The 18,684-nt window shown below is 72.3% G+C and carries 13 protein-coding genes; 4 read left to right on the forward strand and 9 right to left on the reverse strand.

Annotated features, from left to right (window positions below):
- Positions 1 to 16 precede the first annotated feature (16 nt).
- From murD to rsmH, 7 genes are all read right to left on the reverse strand, one after another.
- On the reverse strand, positions 17 to 1,450 hold the full coding sequence (gene murD, locus AAFN69_RS34020) for a UDP-N-acetylmuramoyl-L-alanine--D-glutamate ligase (protein ID WP_347732803.1): 1,434 nt from the start codon (positions 1,448 to 1,450) through the stop codon (positions 17 to 19).
- Complete coding sequence (gene mraY / locus AAFN69_RS34025) at positions 1,447 to 2,517, reverse strand: phospho-N-acetylmuramoyl-pentapeptide-transferase (protein WP_347732804.1); 1,071 nt, start codon at positions 2,515 to 2,517, stop codon at positions 1,447 to 1,449. The genes murD and mraY overlap by 4 nt, the downstream gene beginning before the upstream one ends.
- Positions 2,514 to 3,953: a UDP-N-acetylmuramoyl-tripeptide--D-alanyl-D-alanine ligase gene (gene murF / locus AAFN69_RS34030; RefSeq protein ID WP_347732805.1), complete on the reverse strand. Its 1,440-nt coding sequence runs from the start codon at positions 3,951 to 3,953 to the stop codon at positions 2,514 to 2,516. The genes mraY and murF overlap by 4 nt, the downstream gene beginning before the upstream one ends.
- Before the next feature lie 4 nt (positions 3,954 to 3,957).
- Positions 3,958 to 5,718, reverse strand: coding sequence for a UDP-N-acetylmuramoyl-L-alanyl-D-glutamate--2,6-diaminopimelate ligase (locus tag AAFN69_RS34035; protein ID WP_347732806.1), 1,761 nt, complete (start codon positions 5,716 to 5,718; stop codon positions 3,958 to 3,960).
- 93 nt (positions 5,719 to 5,811) lie between these two features.
- A complete protein-coding gene (locus AAFN69_RS34040; protein ID WP_347732816.1) occupies positions 5,812 to 7,587 on the reverse strand; it encodes a penicillin-binding protein 2 in 1,776 nt (591 codons plus the stop codon).
- 196 nt (positions 7,588 to 7,783) lie between these two features.
- Positions 7,784 to 8,221, reverse strand: a complete 438-nt coding sequence (locus AAFN69_RS34045; RefSeq protein WP_347732817.1) for a septum formation initiator family protein — start codon at positions 8,219 to 8,221, stop codon at positions 7,784 to 7,786.
- A 194-nt stretch (positions 8,222 to 8,415) separates the two neighbouring features.
- A complete protein-coding gene (rsmH, locus tag AAFN69_RS34050; protein WP_347732807.1) occupies positions 8,416 to 9,405 on the reverse strand; it encodes a 16S rRNA (cytosine(1402)-N(4))-methyltransferase RsmH in 990 nt (329 codons plus the stop codon).
- Between the two features lie 345 nt (positions 9,406 to 9,750).
- Here rsmH and AAFN69_RS34055 point away from each other — a divergent pair, with 345 nt between their 5' ends.
- The 4 genes from AAFN69_RS34055 to AAFN69_RS34070 all read left to right on the forward strand — a co-directional run bounded on the left by AAFN69_RS34055 (position 9,751) and on the right by AAFN69_RS34070 (position 15,714).
- Positions 9,751 to 10,293, forward strand: a complete 543-nt coding sequence (locus AAFN69_RS34055; protein WP_347732808.1) for a carbonic anhydrase — start codon at positions 9,751 to 9,753, stop codon at positions 10,291 to 10,293.
- 462 nt (positions 10,294 to 10,755) lie between these two features.
- Positions 10,756 to 11,799: a MoxR family ATPase gene (locus AAFN69_RS34060; protein WP_347732809.1), complete on the forward strand. Its 1,044-nt coding sequence runs from the start codon at positions 10,756 to 10,758 to the stop codon at positions 11,797 to 11,799.
- Positions 11,799 to 13,169, forward strand: a complete 1,371-nt coding sequence (locus tag AAFN69_RS34065; RefSeq protein WP_347732810.1) for a DUF58 domain-containing protein — start codon at positions 11,799 to 11,801, stop codon at positions 13,167 to 13,169. The genes AAFN69_RS34060 and AAFN69_RS34065 overlap by 1 nt, the downstream gene beginning before the upstream one ends.
- A 124-nt stretch (positions 13,170 to 13,293) precedes the next feature.
- Positions 13,294 to 15,714 carry a DUF3488 and transglutaminase-like domain-containing protein gene (locus AAFN69_RS34070; protein WP_347732811.1) on the forward strand — a complete coding sequence of 807 codons (2,421 nt, stop codon included), beginning with the start codon at positions 13,294 to 13,296 and terminating at the stop codon, positions 15,712 to 15,714.
- Between the two features lie 315 nt (positions 15,715 to 16,029).
- Here AAFN69_RS34070 and AAFN69_RS34075 read toward each other — a convergent pair whose 3' ends face one another.
- Positions 16,030 to 16,437: a DUF3040 domain-containing protein gene (locus AAFN69_RS34075; protein WP_347732812.1), complete on the reverse strand. Its 408-nt coding sequence runs from the start codon at positions 16,435 to 16,437 to the stop codon at positions 16,030 to 16,032.
- Between the two features lie 249 nt (positions 16,438 to 16,686).
- On the reverse strand, positions 16,687 to 17,469 hold the full coding sequence (locus tag AAFN69_RS34080; RefSeq protein ID WP_347732813.1) for a methyltransferase: 783 nt from the start codon (positions 17,467 to 17,469) through the stop codon (positions 16,687 to 16,689).
- Between the last annotated feature and the right edge of the window lie 1,215 nt (positions 17,470 to 18,684).

An 18,684-nucleotide genomic window follows, 5' to 3' on the forward strand; every position in this document is an offset into this window, starting at 1 on the left:
CGCGGAGGGCCGGCCGTCAGGCGGACTCGGCCGCGAGAGCGCCCACCGCGTCCGCGAACGCCTCGCCCCGCTTGTTGTAGTTGACGAACATGTCCATCGAGGCACAGGCGGGTGCGAGCAGTACGGTGTCCCCCGGCCGGGCCAGCCGGGCCGCCTCCCGGACCGCCGCCGACATCGCCTCAGTGTCCGTCCGTTCGAGGTCCACGACCGGCACCTCGGGGGCGTGTCGCGCCAGGGCTTCGCGGATCAGCGCCCGGTCCGCCCCGATGAGGACGGCTCCGCGCAGCCGGGCGGCCGACTTGGTGACGAGCTCGTCGAAGGTCGCGCCCTTGGCCAGGCCGCCGGCGATCCAGACAATCGGGTCATAGGCGGCGAGTGACGCCTCGGCGGCATGGGTGTTGGTGGCCTTGGAGTCGTCCACATAGGTGACGCCCGCCACCTCGGCGACCTTCTCGATCCGGTGCGGATCGGGGCGGAAGGCCCGCAGTCCGTCGCGTACCGCCGCGGCCGGGACGCCGTAGGCGCGGGCCAGCGCCGCCGCCGCGAGGGCGTTGGCGATGTTGTGCGGGGCGGGCGGGTTCACATCGGCGACCTCGGCCAGCTCCTGTGCCTGCTTCTGCCGGTTCTCCACGAAGGCGCGGTCGACCAGGATGCCGTCGACCACCCCGAGCTGGGAGGGCCCGGGGGCGGCGAGGGTGAAGCCGATCGCCCGGCACCCCTCCTCGACATCGGCCTCGCGGACCAGGTCCTCGGTGGCGGGGTCGGCCGCGTTGTAGACGCAGGCGACCCTGTTGCCCTCGTAGACCCGGCCCTTGTCGGCCGCGTACGCCTCCATCGAGCCGTGCCAGTCGATGTGGTCCGGCGCCAGATTGAGCACGGCGGCGGAGTGGGCGCGGAGCGAGGGGGCCCAGTGGAGCTGGTAGCTGGAGAGCTCGACGGCGAGGACGTCGTACGGCTCGCCGGCGAGGACCGCGTCGAGCAGCGAGACGCCGATGTTGCCGACGGCCGCCGTGCGGAGCCCGGCCGCTTCGAGGATCGCGGCGAGCATCCGCACGGTCGTGGTCTTGCCGTTGGTGCCGGTGACCGCGAGCCAGGGGGCGGCGCCGGGGCCGCGCAGCCGCCAGGCGAGCTCCACATCGCCCCAGATCTCCACGCCCGCCTCGGCGGCGGCCAGGAAGAGGGGCTTGTCCGGCTGCCAGCCGGGGGCGGTGACGATGAGCTCGGTGTCCTCGGGGAGGGTCGCGCCGTCGCCGAGGCGGACGGTGACGCCCAGCGCCGTCAGTTCGGCGGCCTGGGCCCGGGAGCGCTCGTCGTCGCCGTCGTTGACCACGGTCACCACGGCGCCGAGGCCGTGCAGGGCACGGGCGGCGGGGATGCCGGAGACGCCGAGTCCGGCGACGGTGACCCGCTTGCCCTCCCACTCCCCCGCCGGGGTCCGCCGGTCGCTCACTTGTCGGCCGCCCAGCCCGCGTAGAAGAGGCCGAGGCCGACGATCACGCACATGCCCTGGATGATCCAGAACCGGACCACCACCAGGACCTCGGACCACCCCTTGAGTTCGAAGTGGTGCTGGAGCGGTGCCATCCGGAAGACCCGTTTGCCGGTCATCTTGAAGGAGCCGACCTGGATGACCACGGACATGGTGATCAGGACGAAGAGGCCGCCGAGGATGGCGAGCAGCAGCTCGGTGCGGGAGCAGATGGCCAGACCCGCCAGCGCGCCGCCGAGGGCGAGCGAGCCGGTGTCGCCCATGAAGATCTTGGCGGGTGAGGTGTTCCACCACAGGAAGCCGAAGCAGGAGCCCATCAGGGCGGAGGCGACCACGGCGAGGTCGAGTGGGTCGCGTACCTCGAAACAGGCGGCCGGGTTGGTCAGCGCGGCGGCGTTGGCGCAGGACTCCTGGAACTGCCAGAGGCCGATGAAGGTGTACGCGCCGAAGACCATCACCGAGGCGCCGGTGGCCAGTCCGTCCAGACCGTCGGTCAGGTTCACGCCGTTGGACATGGCGAGAATCATGAAGAGCGCCCACACCACGAACAGCACCGGGCCGATGTACCAGCCGAAGTCGTTGATGAACGACAGCTTGGTGGAGGCCGGGGTGAGACCGCGCTTGTCGGCGAACTGGAGTGCCAGCAGCGCGAAGGCGATGCCGACGATCAGCTGGCCGGCCATCTTCGCCTTGGCCCGCAGACCGAGCGAACGCTGCTTGACGATCTTGATGTAGTCGTCCAGGAAGCCGACCAGGCCCATGCCCGCCATCAGGAAGAGCACCAGGGCGCCGGAGACGGTCGGGTCCTCTCCGGTGATGACCTTGGCGAGGGCGTACGCGATCAGTGTGGCCAGGATGAAGGAGATGCCGCCCATGGTGGGCGTGCCCTTCTTGCTGCCGTGCGTGCGCGGGCCGTCGTCCCGGATGAACTGCCCGTACCCCTTGCGGGCGAGCAGCTTGATCAGCAGCGGAGTGCCGATGAGGGTCAGGAAGAGGCCGATGGCCCCCGCGAAGAGGATCTGCCTCATCGGGCGGCACCCCGTCCGTCGGAGGACCCCGCCCCGGTCTCCAGCAGCGCCTGGGCGACCTGTTCGAGGCCGACCGATCTGGACGCCTTCACCAGTACGACATCTCCCGGTCGCAGCTCACTGCGCAACAGGTCGATCGCCGCCCGTGCGTCGGACACGTGCACCGACTCCTCACCCCACGAACCCTCGTTATATGCGCCCAGTTGCAGCCAGGACGCCTCCCGGCCCCCGACTGCGACGAGCTTGCTGACGTTGAGCCGGACGGCGAGCCGTCCGACGGCGTCGTGCTCGGCGAGCGCTTCGTCACCGAGTTCGGCCATCAGGCCGAGCACCGCCCACGTTCTTCCCCCCCGGGCTTGTGCGTCCTGGCCCATGGCGGCCAGCGCGCGCAGCGCCGCCCTCATGGATTCGGGGTTCGCGTTGTAGGCGTCGTTGACGATCGTCACGCCGTCCGGACGCTCGGTGACCTCCATGCGCCAGCGGGAGAGGGTGCCGGCCTGTGAGAGCGCGAGGGCGATCTCATCGGCGGGCATGCCCAGCTCATGGGCGACGGCGGCGGCAGCGAGCGCGTTCGACACGTGGTGCTCACCGTACAGCCGCATGGTCACATCGCTGCACCCGGTGGGGGTGTGAAGCGTGAAGGCGGGGCGACCTTGCCGGGTGAGCCGGACATTCTCGGCACGCACATCGGCGGATTCGGACTCGCCGAAGTGGACAACCCGGGCGGTGGTCCGGGACGCCATGGCGCGTACGAGGGGGTCGTCGGCGTTGAGCACCGCGATGCCGCCCTCGGCGGCGGACGGCAGGGCCTCCACGATCTCGCCCTTGGCCAGGGCGATCCGGTCCCGGCCGCCGAACTCGCCGATGTGGGCGGTGCCGACATTGAGGACGACGGAGATCCGGGGCGGGACAAGGCTGGTGAGATAGCGGATGTCCCCGACATACCGGGCGCCCATTTCGAGGACCAGATGCCGGGTGGACTCATCGGCGCGGAGCGCGGTCAGCGGCAGGCCGATCTCGTTGTTGAGATTGCCCGCCGGGTAGACCGTGGGTCCCATGCGTTCGAGGAGCTGGGCGATCAGGTCCTTGGTGCTGGTCTTCCCCGCGGAGCCGGTGAGGGCGACGGTGGTGGTGCCGAGCCGTTCGACGACATGGCGGGCGAGGGCGCCGAGCGCGGCGGTGACATCGTCCACGACGATCGCGGGCACGCCGACGGGACGCGTGGCGAGTACGGCGACGGCGCCGTCGGCGACGGCCCGCGCGGCGAAGTCGTGCCCGTCGGCGCGTTCGCCGGCGAAGGCGGTGAAGAGGGCTCCTGGCCGGATCTCGCGGGAGTCGGTGACGACGGGTCCGGTGACCAGGAGGCCCGGATCCGGTATGTCGTACGTCTTCCCGCCGACGATGGCGGCGATCTCGGTGAGGGAGAGGGCGATCACTTGGTCATCCCCGGGGTTTCTGGTGAACGGCGGCATCGGCGGCGCGGGTGGCACCGGCGGCGCCGGCACTGCTCTCGGTCTCGGTCTCGGTGTTCGTGGCGTGCTCGGCGCGCGAGGCGCGGATGGCCTCGCGCAGGACCAGCCGGTCGTCGAAGGGGCGGACCACTCCGGCGATGTCCTGGCCCTGCTCATGGCCCTTTCCGGCGATGAGCACGGTGTCCCCGGCCCCGGCGCGGGCGACGGCCGCCGCGATGGCGGCGGCCCGGTCGGCCTCCACCAGGACGTCGGCGCGCTCGTGCGCGGGCACCTCGGCGGCTCCGGCGAGCATGGTGGCGAGGATGGCGAGCGGATCCTCGGAGCGGGGGTTGTCTGAGGTCAGTACGGCGGTGTCGGCGAGGCGGGCGGCGGCGGCGCCCATCGGGCCGCGCTTGGTGGTGTCGCGGTCGCCGCCGCAGCCGAGGACGATGTGCACCCGGCCCTCGGTGACCTTGCGCAGCGAGCGCAGCACCGATTCCACGGCGTCGGTCTTGTGGGCGTAGTCGACCACGGCGAGATACGGCTGGCCCTCGTCCACCCGCTCCAGCCGGCCCGGGACGCCGGGGACGGCGGCGATGCCGTCGGCGGCGGTCTGCGGGTCGATTCCGGCGGCGGCCAGGGTGACCACGGCCGCGAGGGTGTTGGCGACATTGAACGGACCCGGCAGCGGGGCGGACGCCCGGACGCGCTCGCCGGCCGGGCCGACCGCGGTGAAGGTGGAGCCCAGCGAGCCGAGCTCGACGTCCCGGGCCCGCCAGTCGGCGTCGGGGTGCCCCTCGGCCGAGAAGGTGGTGACCGGTACCGACGCCTCCTTGACGAGCCTGCGGCCGTACTCGTCGTCGAGGTTCACCACCGCGCAGCGGCTCCGCGCCGGGGTGAAGAGCTGCGCCTTCGCCTGGAAGTAGTCCTCCATGTCGGAGTGGAATTCCATGTGCTCGGGACTGAGGTTGTTGAAGACGGCGACATCGAAGACACAGCCGTCGACCCGGCCGAGGACCAGGGCGTGGCTGGAGACCTCCATGGCGACCGCGTCGACACCGCGTTCGGCCATCACCGCGAGGAGGGCCTGGAGGTCGGTGGCCTCGGGGGTGGTGCGCTCCGACTTGAGCGCGTCGTCGCCGATCCGGGTCTCCACCGTGCCGATCAGCCCGGTCCGGCGGCCGGCCGCGCGGAGCCCGCCCTCGACCAGATAGGCCGAGGTGGTCTTGCCGGAGGTGCCGGTGATGCCGATCTGGAGCAGCCCCTCGCCGGGGTGTCCGTAGATCTCGGCGGCGAGTTCGCCCATGCGGCCCCGGGGGTTCTCGGTGACCAGCACCGGCAGGCCGGTGGCGGCGGCGCGGCCGGCTCCGGAGGGGTCGGTGAGGACGGCGGCGGCGCCGAGGTCGGCGGCCTGGGCCACGAAGTCGGCGCCGTGCAGCCGGGCGCCGGGGAGGGCCGCGTACACATCACCGGGGCGCACCGCCCGCGAGTCGTGGGTGATGCCGGTGACCACGGCCCCGTCCGTCGCCGGGGGCGTCGCCCCCAGCCGGGCGGCCAGGTCTCCCAGGGAGGTGGGGTGGGGCCGCTCGGGGCGGGGTGCTCCCGGCTGCTTCACGGAGGCGTCCTGCCGGGCGGTTCGGTACTGATCAGCGTGTGGCACGGCGGTGAGCGTACCGGGCGCACCCTGTGCGGGGCGAAATGAGGGGGACTCGGGGGCTTGGTTCCCGGAGTCGGGGGTGATCGTGGTCACTGGCGGTTCCTCGGGGTGGTTCCTGGGGTGTTCCCGGGGCGGGCCCCGGCGCCGGGCGGGCCTCCGCGGCCCGGCCTCCGGCCGCCCCGGCGGTCATTCGCCGGGTTTGAATGTGACGGGGAGCCGGGCGGGTTCGTTCCCGGTCGGCGGCACCTGGAGGGTCTTCAGCGCGAACCGCATGACCTTCTGGTAGACGGGACCGCAGATCTGGCCGCCGAAGTAGCTGCCCTTGGTGGGGTTCTGGATGGCGCAGTAGACGGTGATCCGGGGCTCGTCGGAGGGGGCGAAGCCGGCGAAGGAGGCGGTGTAGCCGCGGTAGCGGCCGAGCTCGGGGTCGACCCGGTTGGCGGTGCCCGTCTTGCCGGCGACGCGGTATCCGTCGATCCGGGCCTTGCCGCCGGTCCCCTCCTGGTTGCCGACCACCGACTCCAGCATGGTCGCCAGCGTCTTCGCGGTCCGCTCGCTGACCACCCGGGACTTGCGGGGCGCGGGGGCCGGCGCGAACTTTCCGTCCGGGCCCCTGGTGCCGCGGACCAGGGTGGGCTCGATGCGCACCCCGCCGTTGGCGATGGTCTGGTAGACGGAGGCGGCCTGCATGGCGTTGATGGAGACACCCTGGCCGAAGGGGATCGTGTACTGCTGCGAGGTGGACCACTTCCGCGGCGGTGCCAGGATGCCGGGGGTCTCGCCCGGGTAGCCGAGCCCGCTGGGCCGGCCCATGCCGAATTTCCGCAGGTAGGAGTGGAGAACCTTATTGGCGGCCGGCTGGGTCCTGCCGAGCTGCCCGGTCGCCAGGATGGTGCCGATGTTGCTGGATTTGGCGAGGACGCCGTTGAGGGTCAGATACCAGGTGGGATGGTCGATGTCGTCCTTGAAGAGCCGGTCGCCCCGGTGGAGCCGGTTGGGGACCACGACATGGGTGTCGGGGGTCGCCACCTTCTCCTCCAGTACGGCGGCCATGGACATCACCTTGGCGGTGGAGCCGGGCTCGTACGCGTCCTGGAGTGCGGCGTTGCCCATGGCGGTGGCGTCCGCCCGGGAGATGTCATTGGGGTCGAAACCGGGCGAATTGGCCATGGCGAGCACCTCCCCGGTACGGGTGTCCTGGACGATCACATAGCCGCGGTCGGCCCTGGACTTGCTCACCTGTTCGCCGATGGCGCGCTGGGCGGCCCACTGGATGTCGCGGTCGATGGTCAGCTCGATGTCGGATCCGGGCACGGCGGGGGTCTCCCGGGTGCCGCCCGCGGTGGGGACCCGGCGTCCGCCGGACTGGGCGTAGGTGATCTCGCCGTCCCGGCCGGCGAGGGTGCGGTCCAGCATGGACTCGATCCCGCCGCCGCCGCGGCCCTCGGCGTTGACGTAACCCAGTATTCCGGCGGCGAGATCACCGTTGGGATAGACGCGCTTGCTGCTGGACTCCTGGAGGACCCCGGCGAGGACATTGGCGCCGGGGCCGCCCTTGATCCGGTCGGCCCTGGCCTTCTCGGCGAAGACGCTCTTGAGGTCCTTGATCTGGTTCCAGACCTGGGGGGTCTGGCGGCGGGCCAGCACGGTGTAGCGGGAGTTCGGTGTTCTGAGCTTCTCGACCAGTTCGGCGGTCTCGGCGCCGAGGATCGGCGCGAGGAGCGCGGCGGCCTGCTCCGGGGCGTCGGGGGCCCTGCTCTCCTCGGGGGTGAAGAGCTTGGGGTCGGCGGTGATGTCGTACGCGTCGACCGAGGTGGCCAGCGCGATCCCGGCGCGGTCGGTGATCTCGCCGCGCTCGGCCGCCAGCTCGACGCTCATGTAGCGGTGCTTCTCCGCCTTGGCGGTGTACGCGCCGGCGTCCACGGCCTGCACCTGGAGCAGGCGCACCACGAAGACCAGCATCACCAGGGTCAGGCCGAAGCTGACCAGCCGGAGCCGGGGGCGGGGACTGCCGAGCCGCAGCGGGCGGGCGGTGTTCCGGCCGCCGGGCGGGGCCGGGCGGCGGGCGGGGCCGGGTACCCGGCCCGGCGGTGGTGCCGGATGTCCCCCGGAGCGGGAGGAGCGTGCGGGGGGCGTCGGGGGCTGGGGCGGCACTGCGTCACCTGCCGGGGGACGTCGGGGACGGGGGCGGCGCGGGGATCCCGCCGGGGTCGGGGCCGGCGGGCTCGGGTGCGGCGGCGCTCGCCGAGGAGCTCGGGGCGGGGCCGGGCGCGGGCTCGGCGGTGGCCTCGCCGGGGACGCCGCGGACCTTGCCGTCGGGCTCGATGAAGACGGGATTGCCGCCGGGGACCATGCCGAGCTCACGGGCCCGGCGCTCCAGCGCGTCGGGCGCGGAGCGGCTGTCGACATCGCGCTGGAGGGCCTGCTGCTCGTCGGTGAGCTCGGTGGTCTTGCGCTTGAGTTCGCTCAGTTCGAAGGAGCCCTCGTTGAGCGAGGAGTTCAGCAGGAGCAGGGTGATCAGGCCGCCGGAGAGAAGGACGACGATCAGCAGGACGAAGGGGGTGCGGGCGGCGCTGCTGGGGCCCGCGGGCATCATGCGGGCGAGCCGGGCGGCCCGCCCCCTGAGCTGTTTGCCCCCGGCGCCGGTCTCCTCGCCGAGGGGGCCGGTTCCTCCGCCGGGGGCGGCGGTCGCTCTGCCGGCGGGGCCGGTCTGCCTGCCGGCGGCACCGGTCGCCTTGCCGGCGGGGCCGGTCGCCTTGCCCGCGGCGTTGGTCTCCTCGCCCGCGGCGTTCACCGGACGTCCTCCCGGATGCGCTGTGCTCCCCTCAGTCGTGCGGGGGCGGCACGGCGGTTCTCTGCGACCTCCTCCTCGGTGGGGAGTTCCGCGCCTCTGGTCAGCAGCTTCAGCCGGGGCTGGTACTGCTCCGGCACCACGGGCAGCCCGGCCGGCGCGGTGTTGGCCGCGCCCGCCGCGAAGACCTGCTTGACCAGCCGGTCCTCCAGCGAGTGATAGGAGAGCACCGCGATCCGGCCGCCGACGGAGAGAGCGCCGACCGCCGCCGGAATGGCCCGCTCCAGCACGCTCAGCTCACCGTTGACCTCGATGCGCAGGGCCTGGAAGGTGCGCTTGGCGGGGTTGCCGCCGGTCCGCTTGGCGGCCTGCGGCAGGGCGTCGCGGATCAGTTCGACCAGCCGGGCGCTGTTGGTGAACGGCTCCCGGGCCCGTTCCCGTACGACGGCCGAGACGATGCGCTTGGCCTGCTTCTCCTCGCCGTACATCCGCAGGATCCGGACCAGGTCGCCGGGCGGGTAGGTGTTGAGCACCTCGGCCGCGCCGATTCCCGTGGTCTGGTCCATCCGCATGTCGAGCGGGGCGTCCTGGGCGTAGGCGAATCCGCGGTCGGCCTCGTCGAGCTGCATGGAGGAGACGCCGAGGTCGAAGAGGATGCCCTGGACCCGGGGGACACCGAGCCGGCCGAGGACGTCGGGCAGCTCGTCGTAGACCGCGTGGACGAGGGTGGCGCGCTCCCCGAAGGGGGCGAGACGCTCGCCGGAGAGCCGCAGCGCCTCCTTGTCCCGGTCCAGGGCGATGAGCCGGGCCCGGGGGAAGCGGGTGAGCAGTGCCTCGCTGTGCCCGCCGAGGCCGAGGGTGCAGTCGACGACCACCGGTCCGCTGCCGCCGTCGCCCTGGGGCAGGCCCTCTTCCGAGGACTCCAGGGCCGGGGCCAACAGGTCCAGGCACCGCTGGAGCATCACCGGGACATGTCGGGTATGGCTCAAAGCGCCCTCTCAGGTCCGGCGCGGGCCGGCCCGGCCGCCGGACGGGAGCCGGGCCGCGGGTACGCCGCACACGCGGTGCGCACCGCCGCACGCGCGGGGAAAATCGTGGAAATATGCAGGATGGTTCCGTGAACTCCGCGCCACTTTAGTCCACCGGCCTTTGCGGTCAATCAACCGGCCGACGGCGTGGCGGACGGGTGGTGGACGGCCGGGGGAAACCGGCACTCCACTCGAACGGATGAGGCAAATTCATTCTTGTGGGTTACCTCACAACAACCGACATTGACGTTCTTTGTCCCATCTCACAGCAGGCCCCAACGGCCTGTGCCCATTACCGTCGTCAGCATGACGACTTCCGCGCACCAGCCCGCCGGCACACTGAGCACGGGCGGTACGGTGACCGACCGCCTCGTCGAGGCGAACAAGCGCTACGCCACCGACTTCCGGGACCCCGGGATGGATGCCCGCCCCGTGCTGCGGGTGGCCGTGGTGGCCTGCATGGACGCCCGGCTCGACCTGCACGACGCGCTCGGCCTGGCCCTGGGCGACTGCCACACCATCCGCAACGCGGGCGGGGCCGTGACCGACGATGTCATCCGCTCACTGACCATCAGCCAGCGGGCGCTGGGCACCCGCAGTGTGATTCTCATCCACCACACCGGGTGCGGACTGGAATCGCTGACCGAGGACTTCCGGCAGGAGCTGGAGGCGGAGGTCGGCCAGCGCCCGTCGTGGGCGGTGGAGGCGTTCCGCGACGTCGACCAGGACGTGCGGCAGTCGATGCAGCGGGTGCGCACCTCGCCGTTCCTGCTGCACACCGATGATGTGCGCGGGTTCGTCTTCGATGTGAAGCAGGGGCTGCTGCGGGAGATCGACCCGGCCTCCTGACGCATGTCGCGCGGTGGCGGGCGGGGGCGGGCGGGGTGCGGGGACCGCCACCGCCCGGCCCCGCCCGTCCGGTTCGGGCGCCGGTTCGGTTCGGGCGCCGGTTCGGTTCGGGCGCCGGTTCGGTTCGGGCGCCGGTTCGGGCTCGGCTTCGACTCGGGCTCCGGCTTCGGGCGCCGGCTCGGACTCCGGCTCCGGCATCGCGCGATCGGGCGAATCGGGACGGCTGTACGGGGGGCCGGACGGGCCGTTGAGGCGGGGCGGGCCACCGAACAATTCGCCAAAGGATGACGAATCCGGCAAATCACACAGAGTTATCCACAGGCAAGTGACACGACGCGGTAACGGCAACAAGAATGCCTGTGCGGCACCTTTCTCCCGGAACCTCCGGGGGCCGGTGTTCGTGTTTCGGGGTGGGCCGGGCCGTCTGTGCACTCGGCCCTGGAATGGGCCGAGGAGGGCCGGGTGACGACCTATGACAATCGAGCGAACCTCACCGATCTGACCACCACAGCGGATCGTGTCCGCAGATCGGTGGAGGGTGTGATCGAGGGCAAGCCCGAGGTCGTACGGCTTTCGCTGACCGTGCTGCTCGCCGAGGGACATCTGCTGATCGAGGATGTGCCGGGCGTCGGCAAGACGATGCTGGCCAAAGCGCTCGCGAGATCCATCGACTGCTCGGTGCGGCGCATCCAGTTCACACCGGATCTGCTGCCGTCCGACATCACCGGCGTGTCCATCTACGACCAGCAGCAGCGCGAGTTCGAGTTCAAACCGGGCGCCATCTTCGCCCAGATAGTGATCGGCGACGAGATCAACCGGGCGTCGCCCAAGACCCAGTCGGCGCTGCTGGAGTCGATGGAGGAACGCCAGGTCACCATCGACGGCAACTCCTATGAGCTGCCCAGTCCCTTCATGGTGGTGGCCACCCAGAATCCGGTGGAGATGGAGGGCACCTATCCGCTGCCGGAGGCACAGCGCGACCGGTTCATGGCCCGCGTCTCGATCGGCTACCCCAGCGCCGCCGCCGAGCTCAAGATGCTCGATGTGCACGGCTCGGCCTCCCCGCTCGACGATCTCGAACCGGTGGCGCATGCGCACGACATCGTGAAGCTGATCGAGGCGGTGCGCCATGTGCATGTCGCCGACTCCGTGCGTCGGTACGCGGTGGAACTGGTCGGCGCCACCCGCAGCCATCCGGATCTCCGGCTCGGCGCCTCACCGCGCGCCACCCTTCATCTGCTGCGCGCCGCCAAGGCCACCGCGGCGCTGGCCGGGCGGGACTACGCGCTCCCCGACGACGTCCAGGCGCTGGTGGTGCAGGTGCTGGCGCACCGGCTGCTGCCCACCGCGCAGGCGCAGTTGAACCGGCGCACCGCCGAGCAGGTCGTACTGGAGATCCTCCAGCGCACTCCGGTACCGACCGCCGGGGGCGCGGAGACGGCGTATGTCTCCGGCCATCCGCCCCAGGCGTTTCCCGGCGCGCAGCCGGGCGCGCGGCGGCTGTGATGTCCGCGGGGGGAACGGGGGCCGGCGGCGCGGAGGACGACGGCGGCCGGGACGCCGCCGGACTGCGGGCCGCCCTCGCGGGGCTGACCACACGCGGCCGGTCGTTCCTGGCGGCCGGGGTGGCGGCGGCGATCTGCGCCTATGTCCTCGGGCAGAGCGATCTGCTGCGGGTCGGACTGCTGCTGGCGGTGCTGCCGCTGGTCTGTGTCACGGTGCTGTACCGCACCCGCTACCGGGTCGCGGGCAGCAGACGTCTCACCCCCGCGCGGGTTCCGGCGGGCGGCGAGGCCCGGGTGCATCTGCGGATGGACAATGTCTCGCGGCTGCCCACCGGGCTGCTGATGCTCCAGGACCATGTGCCCTATGTCCTCGGGCCCCGGCCCCGGTTCGTGCTGGACCGGGTGGAGGCGGGCGGGCGGCGCGAGGTCTCCTACCGGGTCCGCTCGGATCTGCGCGGCAGCTATCCGCTCGGCCCGCTCCAGCTCCGGCTGAGCGACCCCTTCGGCATGTGTGAGCTGACCCGCTCCTTCAGCGCCTTCGACACGCTCACGGTGATACCGCGCACCGAACCACTGCCGCCGGTACGGCTGCTGGGCGATGCCTCGGGGTACGGAGAGGGCCGCCGCCGCTCCCTCGCGCTCTCCGGGGACGACGACGTGATCCCGCGGACCTACCGGCACGGCGATGATCTGCGCAGGGTGCACTGGCGCTCCACGGCCCGCCACGGCGAGCTGATGGTCCGGCGCGAGGAGCAGCCCCAGCGGGCGCACTGCACGGTCCTGCTCGACACCCGGGCCGTCGCGTACGCGGGGGTGGGCCCCGAATCGGCCTTCGAGTGGGCGGTGTCCGGCGCGGCCTCCTCGGTCGTGCACATTCTGGAGCGGGGGTTCGCGGTCCGGCTGCTCACGGACACCGGGAGTTCGGTGCCGGGCGAGGGGGCGGAGGGATTCGCCGGTTCGCCCCAGGAGTCCGCGGACACCGCCGGGCTGATGATGGACGCGCTCGCGGTCGTCGACCACTCGGACGGCGACGGTCTCTCCCGTGCCCAGGAAGCCCTGCGGGCCGCGGGTGAGGGGCTGCTGATCGCCTTCTTCGGCGATCTGGACGAGGAGCAGGCGGCGCTCGCGGCCCGGATGCCCCGGCGCGGCGGTGCCTCCGTGGCCTTCGTCCTGGACAGCGAGAGCTGGGTGAGCGGCGGCACGGCGTCCGGGCCGGTCGAGGACCGGCTGCGGCTGCTGCGGGAGTCGGGGTGGACCGCGCTCGCCGTCCCTCCGGGTGCCTCCTTCACCGAGCTCTGGCAGCAGGCAGACAGCCACCGCGGCGATTCCCCCGCCGGCGGCGGGAACGGCTTCCCCGGGGGCTGGTCATGAATCGGCACGGCCGGACACCGGCGGCACGGGGCGTACGGCGGATCCCGGACACCGGGCCCAGAACCCCGGAACGGACCGGGAAGCGAGGGCCGCGGCGGGCGGCCGTGAACGGCGGGGGTGGGTCATGAGTGGTCGCGGACGGCTGGCACTGTGCGCGTACGCCGCCACGCTGATGGCGGCGAGCGCGATCCTGCCGCTGCTCGAAACCGTCGGCTGGCTGGTGCTGGCGGCGTTTCTGCTGGGCATCCAGAGCGGTGCGGGGGCGCTGGCACGCCGGATACCCCTGGCCCGGCCGCTGACAGTGCTGGCACAGCTGGCCGTCGGGGTGCTGCTGCTCGCCCTGGTCTTCGCCCGGGACAAGGCGCTGTTCGGGCTGGTGCCGGGACCCGAGACCTTCCAGCGGCTCGCCGAGGTGATGTCCGAGGGCGGACACGACATCGGGCGGTACGCCATCCCGGCACCGGCCACCGACGGCATCCGGCTGCTGGTGGTCACCGGAGTGCTGGTGATCGGCCTTCTGGTGGACGTGCTCGCGGTGACCTACCGCAGCGCCGCCCCGGCGGGTCTTCCACTGCTCGCGCTGTACTCGGTCGCCGCCGGACTGGCGGGCGGCGGGACGAGCTGGCTCTGGTTCCTCCTCGCCGCCTGCGGCTATCTGATGCTCCTGCTGGCGGAGGGCCGGGACCGGCTCTCCCGGTGGGGCAGGGTCTTCGGCGCTCCCGCCGCGCGGGCGGGCGGTGCCGGAGCGTTCGAGCGCGCGGGCTCGGCCCCGCTGGCACCGGGGCGCAGCGGCAGGCGCATCGGCGCGCTGGCCCTGGGCGTGGCACTCGCGGTACCGGCGGCGCTGCCCGCGCTGGACGGCGGAGTGCTGGACGGAATGGGCGGCGGACAGGGCTCCGGCGGCGGGAACGGCAGCACCATCTCCGCCGTGAACCCGCTGGTCTCGCTCCAGGACAATCTGAATCAGCCCGACGACCGCGAGGTGCTGCGCTACCGCACCGATTCGGCGGAGGTCGAGGACCTCTATCTGCGGATCGTCGCGCTCGACCAGTTCGACGGGACGACCTGGAAGTCGTCGCCGCGCGATGTGCGCGATGTACCGGACAGGCTCCCCCCGCCGGAGGGGCTGGCACCCGGCGTCGACACAGCGGAGATCACCACCAAGATCTCGGCCGCCGACTACTACCGGCAGAGCTGGCTGCCGCTGCCGTATCCGGCGACCGCGGTGAAGATCGGCGGGCGCTGGCGCTTCGAACCCTCCGGACGGACCCTGGTCGGGGACGCGGGCGAGGACTCCAGGGGAGCGGAGTACGAGGTCACCAGCCTCCAGGTGAAGCCGACACCGGCCCAGCTGGCGGGCGCGCCACCCGCCCGTGCGGCTGTGCAGAGCGAGTACACCAAGGTGCCCGACGATCTTCCCGCGATGGTCGAGGACACGGCGCTTCAGGTCACGGCGGGCGCGCGGAACGACTACGAGCGGGCGGTGCGGCTCCAGGACTGGTTCGCCAGGGACGGCGGCTTCACCTATGACACCCGGGTGCGGTCGGGAACCGGGGTCAACGCGATCACCCGGTTCCTCCAGCGGAAGGAGGGCTTCTGTATCCACTTCTCCTTCTCGATGGCCGCCATGGCCCGCACCCTGGGGATACCGGCACGGGTGGCGGTGGGCTTCACCCCCGGCAGTCCGCTGCCCGACGGCACGATGTCGGTGGGGCTGAACGACGCGCACGCCTGGCCCGAGCTGTACTTCGAGGGCGTGGGGTGGACGCGCTTCGAGCCGACTCCGAGCCGGGGCAGCGCCCCGGAGTACACCGCGCCCGAAGCGGCCGCCGGCGGCCCGACCAGCCCGGCGGTGTCGGAGACCAATGAGGCCGCCGAACGGTCCGCGGCACCGGCTCCCAGCGACAGCTGCCCGGCGGAGCTGCGGCGGCTCAATGAGTGCGGGGCCGCGGCGCCCCAGGAGGTGGCCGAGGAGAGCGGCTCCGGCGGACCGGGCACGGGCCCGCTGCTGATCGGGCTGGGAGTCCTCGTCGCCTGGCTGACACCCCTGCTGCCGATGGTCTGGCGCAAGCGGGTCACCGCCCGCCGGCTGGGCTCCCGGGGCCGTACCGCCGAGGACTCGGGGGCACGGACCCTGGCCGCCTGGCGGGAGCTCTGCGACACCGCGTGGGATCACGGCATCACGCCCGACGAATCACGGACCGCGCGGCAGACGGCGGCGCGGATCGTGCTGCTGGGGAAGCTGGCGGACGAGCCGGCGGAGGCGGTGAACCGGGTCGCCGACGCGGTTGAGCAGGTGCTGTACTCCCCCGTGCCCACCCAGCTGCCCGGGGTCGCCGAGGACGTCCGGCGGGCCCGGGCCGGCCTGTCGGCCGGGGCCGGCCGCGGTGCGCGGCTGCGGGCACTGCTGCTGCCCCGCTCGGCCATTCGGGTGATCTGGGGAATCTCGGAGCGCTGGGCGGCCCTCAATGACCGGCGGCGCTCCTGGGGCCGGGCTCGGTGGGACGCCCTCATGATCCGCCGTCCGTTCAAGCAGCGGGGCTGACCGGCGGAGAAAGGGGTGGGGACCGGCGCTTCACGCCCCGGTCCCCACCCCTTTCCGTCGCGTATCCGCACGGGAAACGCGCCGAGCCCCCACCTGGAGGCGGTGGGGGCTCGGCGGGGCGGGTGACTCCACGCTGGTGCGGGCCGCTCGCGTACCGCCGGACGAGGGCCGGCGGTACGGCGTGCACGGGGCACCATGGAAAGCTATGGGCTGATTGCTCCGGCGGGAGGAAGAGCGGGCACACTGAAACGCCCTCCGGGCCACCTGCGACCGGTGCCGGCAAAGCCGGACCGGCGAGGTCGGATCAAGTCGCGCTCAGTGACCTTGCTCATCGCGGCGGCGCTGCCACCGCTGCTCGATCCGGTCCATCATCGACCTGCGCTGACGGGACTGACGGGACGAGCGACGAGCGCCTCCCGATGTGTCCCCCAGGGTCTGCTGCTCACCCGGCTTGGGCGCCTTGCGCCATCCGGTGACGGCCAGTACCGCACAGCCCAGCATGACGAGGAATCCCACCACGCTGATCCAGATCATCTGCGCGACCATTCCGGCCATGAGGAGCGCGATACCCACCAGGAAGCCAGCAACCGCTTGGTAGACCCGTCGCCGGGTGTACGTACGCAGCCCGCTTCCCTCAAGCGCTGTAGCGAATTTGGGATCTTCGGCGTACAGCGCTCGCTCCATCTGCTCGAGCATTCGCTGCTCGTGCTCCGAGAGCGGCACGGAGTCCTCCTAGTCGTCGGCCGCGGGGGCGACCGTTTGCGGCCCTTTCAGGATAGGCAGGGAATCGCCCCCGTGAAACCCGCCCTCTACGCCACATCGCCAGTTCGGGCCGCCACGGCGGCTTGGCTGTTGAGGCGTAGATTCCCCAACATCCGATCCGTCATGCCGGATGGTGTCCCTCGATCATACGGGGAGAACGACCCGATCGGGGGGTGCTGTGGCGTACTCCATCTGCGGCTGCGCCGCTGATCAGGTGCGGTGCTCACCCAGTACGTGCAGCTGAGTGGCGACGGAGTGGAAGGCGGGCAGCTCAGCGGCGGCGGCCTCCAGTGCGAGCAGCGCCTCCAGAGCACCCGGCTCGGTGTCCACGAGAGCCCCCGGGACCAGGTCACCGAAGATCCGGACACCGTGGACCGCGCCCACCTCGACCCCGGCCGCGGTGACCAGCCCGGTGAGCTGTTCCGCGGTGAAACGCCGGGGTACCGGATCACCCTCGCCCCAGCGGCCGGCCGGGTCCGTCAGGGCCTGCCGGGCCTCGTCGAAGTGACCCGCCAGGGCACGGGCGAGCACGGCCCCGCCGAGCCCGGCCGCGAGCAGGCTGAAGACACCGCCGGGCCGGAGCGCGCCCACCGCGTTGCGGACACCCTCGGCCGGGTCCTCGACGTACTCCAGAACGCCGTGGCAGAGCACCGCGTCATGGCCGCCGCGCTCGACCACGTCGAAGAGACCGTGGACATCGCCCTGGACCCCGCGGACCCGGTCGGCCACGGATGCCTCGGCGGCCCGGCGCTCAAGAGCGAAAAGGGCGTTCGGGCTGGGGTCGACCACGGTGACCCGGTGGCCGAGCTGGGCCAGGGGCACCGCGAAGTATCCGCTGCCGCCGCCGGTGTCGAGGACGTCCAGGGCGTCCCTGCCGGTGGCCTCGGCCCTGCGGTCGAGCGCGGCCTTCAGGACCTCCCACACCACGGAGGTGCGGAGGGAGGCGCGGGGCGGGCGCGGTGTGGTCTCCCCACGGGGCGACGGGTCCGGCACGGCAGTTGACTCCTCGAACGGGGCCGCGCCGCGCCGCGGGGGGCGCGGGCGGGACGGACTGTGAGCGATCGGCCCGGCGGGCGGGCCCGGCCGATCGGCTCGACGGGCTTCAGACACCACCCACCCTATTGCCTCCGTCTGCCCCGCTGACGTGCCGTCTCACCTCGCCCCCGAGCTTTTCCGCAGCCCGGCCCCGGGCGGGTCGGGTCCGGCGCCGCCGGGGGCGGGTGAGGGGCGGGTGGGGTGCTCGTCCGGGGCTCGGCCCCGGGGGTGGCGGGTGCCTTCTGGCGGGGCTTGGTTTTGGTCACCCTGGCGCGGGGTGGGCGCCGCCTCAATCGCCGGCGGGGCTGTTGTTGGTGCGGGTTGCCCGTATCCCCGGGCCGGGTGCTTGTTGGTGCGGGTTGGGTGCCGCTCCGGTTCGGCACTGGGGCTGCATGATTTACGGCGCGGTCACCCAGTCTTGTTCTGTTCACTCGGGTTTGCGCCACAAATCACGCTTGACGCCCCAGTACCGCTCCTGCGCGTCCCCCTTCCGCGAGTAAGCCCAGTGCGTGATGACAGTGACGAGGGTGCCCGTGTGTCCCGAGGCGGTTTCACAAGGCGGGGAACCCCGCTCCGGAACGTCACCCGGAGGCCGGATCGTGATGGGCGTCAGAGTGGGCGGGTGCCGCTGGGCGGGCGCTCCCGCACCAGAACAAGCCCGGGGGCGGTGGGGGGCCGCTTATCGGGCGACGCCCGTGGAGGGGGTGTGCAGGGTCGTCCCCGGAAGAGCCGGCGGCAATACCCGGGTACGCGATACAAGCGGGCCGGTTTCCGCCGGCTCTGAGAAGTCGAGCCCGGAGGACCCCCAGGCCGCCATGGAACAAGGCGCCCCGCTCCGTACCAACAGCACCAACCTCAGCCCCGCCGGCGTTTGAGGCGCCGGGGCCGGGGCGGAGCCCCGGAAAGACACCCGCACCCCGGGCGACCCGAACGACGCGGGCGAGGACGCGACACCGCCCGCACCAACAGACAGCAGCACCAAACTCAGCCTCGCCGGCGTTTGAGGCGCCGGGCCCGGGGCGGAGCCCCGGAAAAGGACCCGCACCCACGGGCTAGGTGTATTGACCACGAGCGTTGTTGACGCTGGTTGGGTCTTGATCATGACGAAGACCTCCGGTGTGGTGAAGGTGTCTAAGCTGCACTGCACACGGAGGTCTTCGTGTCCCACCGTAA

Source organism: Streptomyces sp. CAU 1734, assembly GCF_039888735.1.
Taxonomy (GTDB): Bacteria; Actinomycetota; Actinomycetes; order Streptomycetales; family Streptomycetaceae; genus Streptomyces.